General features: G+C 69.1%; 14 protein-coding genes and 1 tRNA gene. All 15 read right to left on the bottom strand.

Going from position 1 to position 12595, the window contains the following annotated elements; genetic code table 11:
- Positions 1-39: 39 nt before the first annotated feature.
- The 15 genes from nuoK to CSC62_RS07340 all read right to left on the bottom strand — a co-directional run bounded on the left by nuoK (position 40) and on the right by CSC62_RS07340 (position 12526).
- Positions 40-354 (bottom strand): NADH-quinone oxidoreductase subunit NuoK, encoded by a 315-nt coding sequence (nuoK, locus tag CSC62_RS07410; protein ID WP_162405538.1) that lies wholly within the window; start codon positions 352-354, stop codon positions 40-42.
- A complete protein-coding gene (locus tag CSC62_RS07405) occupies positions 351-998 on the bottom strand; it encodes an NADH-quinone oxidoreductase subunit J (RefSeq protein WP_162405537.1) in 648 nt (215 codons plus the stop codon). The genes nuoK and CSC62_RS07405 overlap by 4 nt, the downstream gene beginning before the upstream one ends.
- Positions 999-1005: 7 nt before the next feature.
- The gene (gene nuoI / locus CSC62_RS07400) at positions 1006-1494 is read right to left on the bottom strand and encodes an NADH-quinone oxidoreductase subunit NuoI (RefSeq protein ID WP_052633340.1); all 489 of its coding nucleotides are present in this window, start codon (positions 1492-1494) and stop codon (positions 1006-1008) included.
- Between the two features lie 4 nt (positions 1495-1498).
- On the bottom strand, positions 1499-2590 hold the full coding sequence (gene nuoH, locus CSC62_RS07395; protein ID WP_162405536.1) for an NADH-quinone oxidoreductase subunit NuoH: 1092 nt from the start codon (positions 2588-2590) through the stop codon (positions 1499-1501).
- Positions 2587-4836, bottom strand: a complete 2250-nt coding sequence (nuoG, locus tag CSC62_RS07390; protein ID WP_162405535.1) for an NADH-quinone oxidoreductase subunit NuoG — start codon at positions 4834-4836, stop codon at positions 2587-2589. The genes nuoH and nuoG overlap by 4 nt, the downstream gene beginning before the upstream one ends.
- Positions 4833-6206 carry an NADH-quinone oxidoreductase subunit NuoF gene (gene nuoF / locus CSC62_RS07385; protein WP_162405534.1) on the bottom strand — a complete coding sequence of 458 codons (1374 nt, stop codon included), beginning with the start codon at positions 6204-6206 and terminating at the stop codon, positions 4833-4835. The genes nuoG and nuoF overlap by 4 nt, the downstream gene beginning before the upstream one ends.
- Before the next feature lie 11 nt (positions 6207-6217).
- Positions 6218-6745: an NADH-quinone oxidoreductase subunit NuoE gene (gene nuoE, locus CSC62_RS07380; RefSeq protein ID WP_162405533.1), complete on the bottom strand. Its 528-nt coding sequence runs from the start codon at positions 6743-6745 to the stop codon at positions 6218-6220.
- Positions 6742-8058 carry an NADH-quinone oxidoreductase subunit D gene (locus CSC62_RS07375; RefSeq protein ID WP_162405618.1) on the bottom strand — a complete coding sequence of 439 codons (1317 nt, stop codon included), beginning with the start codon at positions 8056-8058 and terminating at the stop codon, positions 6742-6744. Before CSC62_RS07375 ends, nuoE begins: the two co-directional genes overlap by 4 nt.
- 8 nt (positions 8059-8066) lie before the next feature.
- Entirely contained in the window at positions 8067-8822 is a 756-nt protein-coding gene (locus CSC62_RS07370; protein WP_162405532.1) for an NADH-quinone oxidoreductase subunit C, read from the bottom strand.
- A gap of 61 nt (positions 8823-8883) precedes the next feature.
- The gene (locus tag CSC62_RS07365; RefSeq protein ID WP_162405531.1) at positions 8884-9459 is read right to left on the bottom strand and encodes a NuoB/complex I 20 kDa subunit family protein; all 576 of its coding nucleotides are present in this window, start codon (positions 9457-9459) and stop codon (positions 8884-8886) included.
- Positions 9450-9806, bottom strand: a complete 357-nt coding sequence (locus CSC62_RS07360) for an NADH-quinone oxidoreductase subunit A (RefSeq protein WP_162405530.1) — start codon at positions 9804-9806, stop codon at positions 9450-9452. Before CSC62_RS07360 ends, CSC62_RS07365 begins: the two co-directional genes overlap by 10 nt.
- Positions 9807-10113: 307 nt before the next feature.
- Positions 10114-10198: transfer RNA gene (locus CSC62_RS07355), tRNA-Leu, on the bottom strand.
- Positions 10199-10241: 43 nt separating this feature from the next.
- Positions 10242-10694 carry a preprotein translocase subunit SecG gene (gene secG, locus CSC62_RS07350; RefSeq protein ID WP_162405529.1) on the bottom strand — a complete coding sequence of 151 codons (453 nt, stop codon included), beginning with the start codon at positions 10692-10694 and terminating at the stop codon, positions 10242-10244.
- Positions 10695-10711: 17 nt separating this feature from the next.
- Positions 10712-11470 (bottom strand): triose-phosphate isomerase, encoded by a 759-nt coding sequence (gene tpiA / locus CSC62_RS07345; RefSeq protein ID WP_162405528.1) that lies wholly within the window; start codon positions 11468-11470, stop codon positions 10712-10714.
- Between the two features lie 102 nt (positions 11471-11572).
- Entirely contained in the window at positions 11573-12526 is a 954-nt protein-coding gene (locus tag CSC62_RS07340) for an isopenicillin N synthase family dioxygenase (RefSeq protein ID WP_162405527.1), read from the bottom strand.
- Positions 12527-12595 lie beyond the last annotated feature (69 nt).

Raw genomic sequence — 12595 nt, 5'->3', positions numbered from 1 at the left:
GCCGGGCGCCGAGCCGCGCGGGCCGTGGCCCGCCCGGGCTCAGCCCTTCAACGTATCCACTTCCCCGACGTTGATCGTGCCGCGGGTGCGGAACAGCGCGACCAGGATCGCCAGGCCGATCGCGGCTTCCGCCGCGGCCACGGTGAGGATGAAGAACACGAAGATCTGCCCGGCCGCATCGCCCAGCTCGCGCGAGAACGCGATGAAGTTGATGTTGACCGCCAGCAGCATCAGCTCGATCGACATCAGCAGGACGATCACGTTCTTCCGGTTGAGGAAGATGCCGGCCATGCTGATGCAGAACAGCACCGCGCCCAGCGCGAGCAAGTGCCCCAGGGTGATGCCCGTGATCATGCCTGGCCCTCCCCTTCCGCCGGGGCCGCCGGGGGCGCCGGCCGCTCCACGTCCATCTTCACGATCCGCAGGCGGTCGCCGGCCTTGACCCGCGACTGCTCGGACGGGTTCTGGGTCTTGATCCCGGTGCGCTTGCGCAGGGTGATCATCACCGCCGCGATCACCGCCACGGTCAGGATCACCGCGGCGAACTCGAACGGCAGGATGAAGTCGGTGAACAGGCGCTGGGCCAGCCACTGGGTGTTGGAGGTGTCGGCCGCCAGGGCGGCGGCGTTGTCGGCCGGGAACGGCGCGGCCGAGCGCGCCTTGACCCCGATCAGGGCCAGCACCTGCACCAGCATCACCACCGCGACCACCAGGCCGACCGGCAGGAACTTCACCCAGCCCTCGCGCAGGGCGGCCACGTCGATGTCCAGCATCATCACCACGAACAGGAACAGCACCATCACCGCGCCCACGTACACCAGGATCAGGGCAACGCCGAGGAACTCGGCGCCGACCAGCAGCCAGGTGCAGGCCACGGAGAAGAAGGTCAGGATCAGGCACAGCGCCGCGTTGACCGGGTTGCGCACGCTGATCACGGCGCCGGCCGAGGCGACGGCCACGGCGGCGAAGGCATAGAAGGCGATCTTGATCCAGTCCATCGTGGCCTCAGCGGTAGGCGGCGTCGGCGGCGCGACGCTCGGCGATTTCCGCCTCGAGGCGGTCGCCGATCGCGAGCAGCTGCGGCTTGGTGACGATGTTCTCGCCGCGCTTCTCGAAGTGGTATTCCAGCACGTGCGTCTCCACGATCGAATCGACCGGGCAGCTCTCCTCGCAGAAGCCGCAGTAGATGCACTTGAACAGGTCGATGTCGTAGCGGGTGGTGCGGCGGGTGCCGTCCTCGCGCCGGGTCGAGTCGATGGTGATCGCCAGCGCCGGGCACACCGCCTCGCACAGCTTGCAGGCGATGCAGCGCTCCTCCCCGTTCGGGTAGCGGCGCAGGGCGTGCAGGCCGCGGAAGCGCGGCGACTGCGGGAACTTCTCCATCGGGTACATCAGCGTGTACTTGGGACGGAACAGGTAGCGGAACGTCAGCCCCAGCCCCTGGAGCAGCTCCAGCAACATCAGGCTCTTGAAGTAATGGACGACTTTGTTCATCGGATCAGGCGCCCTTCTCGAACACGCCAAAGAACACCAGCACCGCGGTCACCGCGATCCAGAAGATGGTCAGCGGGATGAACACCTTCCAGCCCAGGCGCATGATCTGGTCGTAGCGGTAGCGCGGGAAGCTGGCGCGGAACCAGATGTAGGCGCTGGCGAAGAAGAACACCTTGGCCAGCAGCCACGGCCAGCCGCCCTTCCAGATCCAGTCCACCCACGGCGAGACGTCCGCCGTGACCCAGCCCTGGATCGGGCTCAGCCAGCCGCCCATGAAGAAGATCGAGATCAGGAAGCTGACCAGGATCATGTTGGCGTACTCGGCCAGGAAGAACAGCGCGAACGCCGAACCGGAGTACTCCACCATGTGCCCGGCCACGATCTCCGACTCGCCCTCGACCACGTCGAACGGCGCGCGGTTGGTCTCGGCCACGCCAGACACCCAGTACACGACGAACAGCGGCAGCAGGGGCAGCCAGAACCACTCGAACAGGCCGGCGTCGCCCGACTGGGCCATGACGATGTCGGTCAGGTTCAGGCTGCCGGCGGCGATCAGCACGCCGACCAGGGCGAAGCCCATCGCGATCTCGTAGCTGACCACCTGCGCGGCCGAGCGCATCGCGCCCAGGAACGCGTACTTCGAGTTCGAGGCCCAGCCGGCGATGATCACCCCGTACACGCCCAGCGAGGTCATCGCCAGCAGGTACAGCAGGCCGGCATTGGCATTCGACAGCACCAGCCGGTAGTCGAACGGCACCACCGCCCAGGCCGCGAACGCCGGCGCCAGCACGATCAGCGGCGCCAGGATGTACATCACCTTGTGCGCGCTGGCCGGCTGGATGACTTCCTTGAACAGCAGCTTGAACACGTCGGCGAAGGCCTGGAAGATGCCCATGCCCACGTACATCGGCCCGTGGCGCACGTGCATCCAGCCGATCAGCTTGCGCTCCCAGACCACGTAGAACGCCACGCTGATGATCACCGGCATGGCCACCACCAGGATCTTGAGCACGATCCACAGCGCCGGGCCGAGTTCGCCCAGGCCGAAGAACCATTCGCGCAGCGGGCCGACCGCATTGATCAGCAGTTCGTTCATGCCTTCACCACCTCGACCCGGCCCGCGCCTAGCGGCGCGGTGGCGCCGTGGCCGCCTTCGATCCATGCCGCGCCCGCGGCCACGCGTGCGTCCACTTCGACCGGCAGGGTCGCGGTGCCCTGGCCGCCCTTGATCTTGACCACCTGGCCGGCGGCGGTGCCGATGGCGCCGGCGTCGGCCGGGTTCAGCACGATCCGCGCGGCCACGTTCAGCGGGTGCGCCTGCAGGGCGGCGGCGCGGCGGACCACCGCGTCGGTGCGGTAGATCGCCGGCACCAGCGCCAGTTCCAGCCCGCCCTGCCCCGCTTCGCCGGCGCGGCCCGGCGCGACCTGCACCCTGCGCCCGCCTTCCAGCACGGCGCGGGCGCCGGCCAGGTCGGTGAACTCGAAGCCGGCCAGGCCCAGTTCGCCCCCCAGCGCGCGCAGCCCCCGCCAGCCCTCGCGGGCCTGGCCCGGCAGCCTGGCCGCGGCGTGCGCGGACTGCTCGATGCCGTTGAGGTTGGTCAGCGTGGCCTCGATCTCGGGCACCGCGCCGATCGGCAGGATCACGTCGGCCACCGCGCGGGTGGACTCGCAGGCGAAGTGGCTGAAGGCCACCACCTGGGCCGCGTTCAGCGCCTTCAGCGCGGCGGCGGTGTCGGCGAAGTCCAGGCCCGGCTCGATCCCGTACAGCACGTAGGCCTGGCGCGGCTCGGCGAACATCGCGGCGACGTCGCGCGCGGCCGGCAGCACGCCGGCGCGGGCCAGGCCCACGGCATTGGCGCCCTGCGGGATCCGGCACAGCGAGGCGCCGGTGGCGGCGGCGAACTCGCGCGCGGCGGCACGGATCGCGGCGGCCTGCGGATGGTTCTCGGCGATCGCGCCGACGATCAGCACCGGCCGGGTCGCGCCCTTGACCGCCTCGCGCAGGGCGCCATCGGCCAGCGCCTCGGCGAAGCGCGACGGCGGCACGATCTGCTGGCCGGCCACGGCGAAGGTGAAGTCGAACTCGACCGGGTTGACGACGTGGATGCGGGCGTTGCGCCTGGTCTGCGCCTTGCGCAGGCGCGCATGCAGCAGCGGCAGCTCGTGGCGGATGTTGCTGCCCACGACCACGATCGCGTCGGCCTGCTCGATCTCGGCCACCGGCAGCGCGAACGGCTCGGCCACGGCGGCGTCGGAGAAGTCGCGGTTGCCGATGCGGTGGTCGATGTTGCCGCAGCCCAGTTCGGCAGCCAGCAGGGCCAGCAGCCCGCCTTCCTCGTTGGAGGTGGCCGGATGGGCGAGCACGCCCAGGGCGTCGCCGCCGTTGGCGCGCAGGATTTCGGTGGCCGCGGCCAGGCCCTCGGCCCAGCTCACTTCGCGCCACTGCCCGTCCACCTTGCGCCAAGGCGCAGTGGCGCGGTCGGCGGCCTGCAGGCCCTGGTGCGAATAGCGGTCGCGGTCGGACAGCCAGCACTCGTTGACCAGCTCGTTCTCGCGCGGCACGGTGCGCAGCACTTCGCCGCGGCGCGAATGCAGGAACAGGTTGGAACCCATCGCGTCGTGGTAGCCCAGCGACTCGCGCGCGACCAGTTCCCACGGCCGGGCGCGGAACTGGAACACCTTGTTGGTCAGCGCGCCCACCGGGCAGACGTCGATCACGTTGCCCGACAGCTCGGTGGTCAGCGGCTTGCCGTCGTAGGTGCCGATCTGCAGGTTCTCGCCGCGGTACATCCCGCCCAGCTCGTAGGTGCCCGCGATCTCGCCGGTGAAGCGGATGCAGCGGGTGCACTGGATGCAGCGGGTCATTTCGGTGGCGACCAGCGGACCGATGTCCTCGTCCGGGACCACGCGCTTGCGCTCGACGAAGCGGCTGACCGAGCGGCCGTAGCCCAGCGACAGGTCCTGCAGCTCGCACTCGCCGCCCTGGTCGCAGATCGGGCAGTCCAGCGGGTGGTTGATCAGCAGGAACTCCATCACGTTCCGCTGCGCCTTCAGGGCCTTCTCGTTGCGGGTGAAGACCTTCAGGCCGTCCATCACCGGGGTGGCGCAGGCCGGCGACGGCTTCGGCGCCGAGCGGCCGCCGACCTCGGTGTCGACCAGGCACATGCGGCAGTTGGCGGCGACCGCCAGCTTGTCGTGGTAGCAGAAGCGCGGGATCGGGATACCGGCCTTGTCCGCGGCCTGGATGATCATCGAACCCTTCGGCGCGGCCAGCTCGACACCGTCGATGAAGACGGTGACGTGGTCGGGCGGCAGGTTCGGGTTGACGGGCTGCGCGCTCACGCGGCCACCTCCAGGTTGGAACGGACCACCGTGCCGTCGCGCTCGTCGTCGACCAGGAAGCGCTTGTTGACGATGGCGTACTCGAATTCGTGCCAGAAGTGGCGCAGGAAGCCCTGCACCGGCCACGCCGCGGCCTCGCCGAAGGCGCAGATGGTGTGGCCCTCGATCTGGCCGGCGGCCGCACGCAGGGTGTGCAGGTCTTCCAAGGTGGCCTTGTGCTCGGCCACGCGGGTCAGCATGCGGTACATCCAGCCGGTGCCCTCGCGGCACGGCGTGCACTGGCCGCAGCTTTCCTTGAAGTAGAACCGGGCGATGCGCTGGCAGGCCCGCACCATGCAGGTGGTGTGGTCCATGACCACGACCGCGCCGGACCCGAGGCCGGAACCGGCCTTCTGGATCGCGTCGTAGTCCATGGTCAGGCCCATCATGGTCTCGCCCGGCAGCACAGGCATCGAGGAACCGCCGGGGATCACCGCCTTGATCCGGTTGCCTCCGCGGATGCCGCCGCACAGCTCCAGCAGCTCGGCGAACGGCGTGCCCAGGCGGATCTCGTGGTTGCCCGGGTTGGCGACGTGGCCGGAGACCGAGAAGATCTTGCAGCCGCCGTTGTTGGGCTTGCCCAGGTTCATGAACCACTCGGGACCGTTGCGCACGATCGCCGGCACCGAGGCGTAGGTCTCGGTGTTGTTGATCGTGGTCGGCTTGCCGTACAGGCCGAAGTTGGCCGGGAACGGCGGCTTGAACCGCGGCTGGCCCTTCTTGCCTTCCAGCGACTCCATCAGCGCGGTCTCTTCGCCGCAGATGTAGGCGCCCGCGCCCAGCGCGTTGTAGATGTCGATGTCGACGCCCGAGCCGAGCACGTTCTTGCCCAGCCAGCCGTTGGCGTAGGCCTCGGCGGTGGCTTCTTCCAGGTGCTCGAACGGCTCGTGGTGGAACTCGCCGCGCAGGTAGTTGTAGCCCACGGTCGAGCCGGTGGCGTAGCAGGCGATGGCCATGCCCTCGATCACCGCGTGCGGGTTGTAGCGCAGGATGTCGCGGTCCTTGGCGGTGCCCGGCTCCGATTCGTCGGAGTTGCAGAGGATGTACTTCTGCATCTCGCCCTTGGGCATGAAGCTCCACTTCAGGCCGGTCGGGAAGCCTGCGCCGCCGCGGCCGCGCAGGCCGGAGGCCTTGACCATCTCGACCACGTCGGCCGGCGGGATCTTCTCGCTGAGGATCCTGCGCAGGGCCTGGTAGCCGCCGGTCTTGAGGTAGTTCTCGTACGACCACGGCTTGTCGAAGTGCAGGGTCGTGTAGACCGCCTGGTGCTCCTTCGGAGCCGGGCCGACCGGGCCGTAGCCCTCGGAAACCTTGGGGGTGTGGTGCGCCATCTGCCGTGGCCTCACTTCAATCCGTCGAGCAGCTCGTCCACCTTCTCGGCGGTGAGCTTCTCGTGGTAATGGCCGTTGATCACGACCACCGGGGCGCCGCAGCACGCGGCCACGCATTCCTCCTCGCGCTTGAGGAAGACCCGGCCGTCGGCGGTCGATTCGCCCAGCCTGCAGCCCAGCTTCTTCTCCGCGTGCGCGACCAGGTCCTGGGCGCCGTTGAGCCAGCAGCTGATGTTGGTGCAGAAGGCGACGTTGTTGCGCCCGACCTTCTCGGTCTCGAACATCGAGTAGAAGGTGGCGACCTCGTAGGCCCACACCGGCGGCAGGTCCAGGTACCTGGCGACCGCGGCGATCAGCTCGTCGGTCAGCCAGCCGTGGTTCTGTTCCTGGGCCGCGTGCAGGCCCTGCAGCACCGCCGACCGCTTGCGGTCGGGCGGGAACTTGGTCAGCCAGTGGTCGATGTGCGCGCGGGTGTCGTCGCTGAGGACGACCATCGGGTCGACGTGGCGCGCGTTCTCGAAGTTACCGGTGGCCTTCATCGATCCACCTCACCAAACACAAGGTCATAAGTACCGATCATTGCGACGACGTCGGCCAGCATGTGGCCGCGCACGATCGCGTCCATCGAGGACAGGTGGGCGAAGCCCGGGGCGCGCAGGTGCACGCGGAACGGCTTGTTGGCGCCGTCGGAGACCAGGTAGCAGCCGAACTCGCCCTTGGGCGCCTCGACCGCGGCGTAGGTCTCGCCGGCCGGCACGCAATAGCCTTCGGAGAACAGCTTGAAGTGGTGGATCAGCGCTTCCATGTCGTCCTTCATCTCCTCGCGCCTGGGAGGGGCGACCTTGAAGTTCTGGACCATGACCGGGCCGGGATTGGCCTTCAGCCACTTCACGCACTGGGCGACGATCCGGTTGGACTCGCGCATCTCGGCGACCCGGACCAGGTAGCGGTCGTAGCAGTCGCCGTTGGTGCCCAGCGGGATGTCGAAGTCGACCGCGTCGTACTTGGCGTACGGCTGCTTCTTGCGCAGGTCCCAGGCGATGCCCGAGCCGCGCAGCATCACCCCGGTCATCGACCAGGCCTTGGCCTGTTCCGGGCTGATCACGCCGATGCCGACGGTACGCTGCTTCCAGATGCGGTTGTCGGTCAGCAGGGTCTCGTATTCGTCCACGCGCGCCGGGAACTCGCGGGTGAAGTTCTCCAGGTAGTCGAGCAGGGAGCCCTCGCGCGCCTCGTTGAAGCGCTTGAGCTTGGCGCCCTTGTGCCAGGGCGACTCCTTGTACTTGGGCATCTGCCCCGGCAGGTCGCGGTAGACGCCGCCCGGGCGGTAGTAGGTCGCGTGCATGCGCGCGCCGCTGACCGCCTCGTACACGTCCATCAGTTCCTCGCGCTCGCGGAACGCGTACAGGAACACCGCCATCGCACCCAGGTCGAGGGCGTTGGAGCCGATCCACATCAGGTGGTTCAGGATCCGGGTGACCTCGTCGAACATCGTGCGGATGTACTGCGCACGCTCCGGCGCCTCGATCCCCAGCAGGGTCTCGATCGCGCGCACGTAGGCGTGCTCGTTGCACATCATCGAGCAGTAGTCCAGGCGGTCCATGTAGCCGATCGACTGGTTGAACGGCTTGGACTCGGCCAGCTTCTCGGTGCCGCGGTGGAGCAGGCCCACGTGCGGGTCGGCGCGGACGATGGTCTCGCCGTCCATCTCCAGGATCAGGCGCAGCACGCCATGCGCGGCCGGGTGCTGCGGGCCGAAGTTCATGGTGTAGTTGCGGATTTCCTGCTTCAGCTCGGCAGGATTGCTGGCGAAGCCTTCGCTCGCCTGGCGGATCGTGGTGTCGGGGGACATCTGTGCGCTCACTTGGCGGCCTCCCGCTGCGCGGCTTCGCCGGCCGCGGTCTCGTAGCGGGCGTCGTCGCGGATCACGCGCGGCACGCCGACGCGCGGCTCGACCGAGGTCACCGGCTCGTAGACCACGCGCTTGCGCTCCTCGTCGTAGCGCACTTCCACGTTGCCGATCAGCGGGAAGTCCTTGCGGAACGGATGGCCGACGAAGCCGTAGTCGGTGAGGATCCGGCGCAGGTCCGGATGGCCCTCGAAGACGATGCCGTACAGGTCGAAGGCCTCGCGCTCGAACCAGTTGGCGCCCGGCCAGATGCCGGTGACCGACGGCACCACCGGCAGGGCGTCGTCGGCGGCGAAGCAGCGCACGCGCAGGCGCTGGTTGCGGGCGTAGGAGATCAGCTGGGCGACGGCGGCGAAGCGGCGCTCGGGCACCAGGGTCGGCTCGATCCCGGCGCCGGCCTGCTCGCTGGGCTGCTCGCCCCAGGCGAAGCGGCCGGTGGCCTTGCCCTCGACGCCGCGGCTGAAGCCGCCGGAGGACACGTCGTCGGTATCCCACTCGTCGCTGCCGAAACCCATGTAGTCGATGCCGCACAGGTCCGACAACTGCTCGAAGCCGAGCTCGTCGCGCAGGGCCTGGCAGGTGGCCAGCCAGTCGGCGCCGGAGGCGGCCTCGAGGGTGACTTCGCCGCGGGGCTCGGCCACGGTGACCGTGGCGGCGGGGAAGCGCTCGCGCAGTCGTTGGGCGAAGGTGGCAGCTGGCTCGGCCATGGGGCTTGGCGTATCCGTCGGTTGTGCGCCGGAGGCGGCGCGATGGATCGAAAGGGTGGGATCAGCGGGCGATCGTGTTGGTCTTCTTCGCCACCGTCTGCGTGCGCCAGATTTTCTTCTGCAGCTGCAGGATGCCGTAGACCAGCGCCTCGGCCGTGGGCGGGCAGCCCGGCACGTAGACGTCCACCGGCACCACCCGGTCGCAGCCGCGCACCACCGCGTAGGAGTAGTGGTAGTAGCCGCCGCCGTTGGCGCAGCTGCCCATCGAGATCACCCACTTCGGGTCCGGCATCTGGTCGTAGACCTTGCGCAGGGCCGGGGCCATCTTGTTGACCAGGGTGCCGGCCACGATCATCACGTCGGACTGGCGCGGCGAGGGCCGGAACACCACGCCGTAGCGGTCCAGGTCCAGGCGCGCGGCGCCGGCGTGCATCATCTCCACCGCGCAGCAGGCCAGGCCGAAGGTCATCGGCCACATCGAGCCGGTGCGCGCCCAGTTGACCAGCGCATCGACGCTGGTGGTGACGTAGCCCTTTTCCAGCAGCGGGTTGTCGCCCTCGGGCCGCAGGATGTCGTCCACCCGCCCTTCCGGGATCGGGTTGGTCATCAGGCGGTCGATGGTTTGGATCACTCCCATTCGAGCGCTCCCTTCTTCCAGACGTAGACGAAGCCGAGGAACAGCATCCCGACGAACAGGCCCATGGTGACCAGCGCGCGCGGTCCCAGTTCCTGGAACACGAGGGTCCACGGCACGATGAAGATGATTTCCAGGTCGAAGACGATGAACTGGATGGCGATGAGGTAGTAGCGCACGTCGAACTTCATGCGCGCGTCCTCGAAGGCCTCGAAGCCGCACTCGTACGGCGAGAGCTTCTGCGGGTCCGGGCGGCGCGGGCCGAGGACGTTGCCGACGATGATCAGCGCGACGCCGATCCCGGTGGCCACGATCAGGAACAACAGGGTCGGCAGGTATTGGGCCAGCACGTGCGGTTCTCTCTTGCCTCTGCCCGGCATGCCGGGCTTGGGTGGGCGCCGCCGCATGGGACGGCGCGCCTGTCGTGTTTCCTGCCGCGGCGTGGCCACGGAGTCTCGCCACGCCCGCCCGGGGAAGGCCACCGGCCCGCCCCGAACGCTTTGTGCATAGCAGCGGAATTGTAGCGGCTGGTCCGCGACAGAGTAAACGCTTCCGCGACGATCCACATCACGGAAACCGCCGCCGGCCCAACAAAAAACCCGCCATCGGCGGGCCTTTGTCGGCCCCGGCGGCCAAGGCCGCGCGAGGTACAGCGAATGGTGCCCAAGAGGGGACTCGAACCCCTACGACTTTCGTCGCTACCACCTCAAGGTAGTGCGTCTACCAATTCCGCCACCTGGGCAAAGACGGCTGCCGGCACGCGGCGCGGCCGGCATTGTACGCGGTTACTGCGCCGGCGGCGCGGTCTCCACGGGGTTTTCCTGCGCCGGCTGCGGGGCCGGCACCGCGTCCTGCGCGGCCGGCTGGGCCGGGGCGGCGGACGGGACCTCCGAAGCCGGAGCGGCCGGCAGGGCGGGCATCTCGCCCGGCGCCGGGGCGCCGGTCTGTACGGGGGCCGCCGGCTGGGCCATCACGCCCAGGTCCTGCTGCGCGACCGGGCGGGCGCTGTGGGTGGCGTACCAGGCCATGAACAGGCTGATGCCGAAGAACACCACGGCCAGCCACTTGGTGCTCTTGGACAGGAAGTTGGAGGCGCCGCGCGCGCCGAACACGGTGCCCGAGGCGCCCGCGCCGAAGCCGGAACCGGCGGCCGCGCCGGCGCCGCGCTGCAGCAGGATCAGCGCGATCATCGCGATCGCCACCAGCACGTACACCACGTTGAGGATCAGCATCAGCATTGGTCGGGTGATCTCTGTTACCGGGCCGGCGAAACCGCCCGGGCAATGGCCAGGAAATCCGCGGCCACCAGCGAGGCGCCACCGATCAGCCCGCCGTCCACGTCAGGCTGCCCACACAGGGCGCCGGCGTTGTCGGGCTTCACGCTGCCGCCGTACAGGATCGGCAGGGAATCGGCGATTCTAGCATCGTGCGCGGCGATCTGGCGACGGATGAAGGCGTGCATGGCCTGGGCCTGTTCCGGGGTCGCGTTGCGGCCGGTGCCGATCGCCCAGACCGGCTCGTAGGCCAGGACCGCGCCGGCGAAGCCTTCGACCCCGACCAGGTCCAGGACCGGCTGCAGCTGGGCGGCGATCACTTCCTCGGCCCGGCCGGCGTCGCGGTCCTCCAGGCGCTCGCCCATGCACAGCACCGGCCGCAGCCCGGCGTTGAGGGCGGCGCGGAACTTGAGCGCGACCAGTTCGCTGCTCTCGTGGTGGTAGCGGCGGCGCTCGGAGTGCCCGCACAGGCCGTAGCGGGCGCCGACGTCGACCAGCATCGAGGCCGAGACCTCGCCGGTGTAGGCGCCCTGCTCGTTGCTGCTGACGTCCTGGGCGCCGAACACCAGCGGCGTACCCTCGAAGTCCTCGATCAGGTCGCCCAGGTAGGGCAAGGGCGGCAGCACCACCAGCTCCACCCCCGGCACCGGCGCGGACGCCGCGATCTCGGCGACCAGCGCGGTGGCGAACGCCCGCGTGCCATGAAGCTTCCAGTTGCCGGCGACGATCTTGCGGCGCATGCACCACTCCATGTGAACCGTAGGCGGACAGGATACCGCGCGGTACGGATGTCCTGCGCGCTGACAACGCAGGACATGGAGCGGACAGGATGTGTCCCGCGGTTACTTCAGCTTGATCTCGCGCAGGCGCTCCTCGAGATAGCCCTGGGCGGTGATCGGTTCGGGATAGCGGCTGGGGTTGTCGGCGCTGACCGTGGACGGCAGCACGTCGATCAGGAAGTCCGGGTTGGGATGCAGGAAGAACGGCACCGAGTAGCGCGGCTTGCGCGCCTCCCCGCCCTGCGGGTTGACCACCCGGTGGGTGGTCGAGGGATACACGTGGTTGGTCAGGCGCTGCAGCATGTCGCCGATGTTGACCACGATGGTGTCGGCGTCGGCGGTGAACGGCACCCACTCGCCCTGGCGCGAGAGCACTTCCAGGCCCGAGGCGCTGGCGCCGACCAGCAGGGTGATCAGGTTGATGTCCTCGTGCGCGCCCGCGCGGACATTGGGGATGTCGTCGGCGGTGATCGGCGGGTAGTGGATCGGGCGCAGGATCGAATTGCCGGAGTCGGTCTTGTCGGCGAACCAGTCCTCGGCCAGGCCGATGTGCAGGGCCAGCGCCGACAGCACCTGCGAACCGAGGTGGTCCAGGGCCTGGTACAGGCCGTAGCCGTGCTCGCGCATCTCCGGCACCTCGGCCGGCCACAGGTTCGGCGGCATGACCGCGCGGTACTTCGAGTCGTCCGGGATCTCGCGGCCGATGTGCCAGAACTCCTTCAGGTCGAAGTGCTTGGCGCCCTTGGCGGTCTCCACCCCGAACGGGGTGTAGCCGCGCGCGCCGCCGCCGCCGGGGACGTGGTACTGCCTCTTGACCTCCTCGGGCAGGGCGAAGAAGCGCTTGAACGCCTCGTAGGCGGCGTCGATCCCGTCCTGCGGGATGCCGTGGTTGCGGATCCCGGCGAAGCCCCATTCGCGGTAGGCAGCGCCGAGTTCGGCGACGAAGGCTTCGCGGTCGGCCGCGCTGGAAGGGGCGGTGAAGCGGGTGATGTCGAGGGTCGGGATGCGTGCTGCCATGGGAATGCTCCGGGGAATCGGCGGCGGCAGTGGAACATGCCGCGCGGCCGGGGGTATCGATCGGGGGCG

The organism is Pseudoxanthomonas jiangsuensis, from assembly GCF_010093185.1.
Classification (GTDB): domain Bacteria; phylum Pseudomonadota; class Gammaproteobacteria; order Xanthomonadales; family Xanthomonadaceae; genus Pseudoxanthomonas; species Pseudoxanthomonas jiangsuensis.
This window is presented reverse-complemented; position numbering and strand designations above follow the sequence as displayed.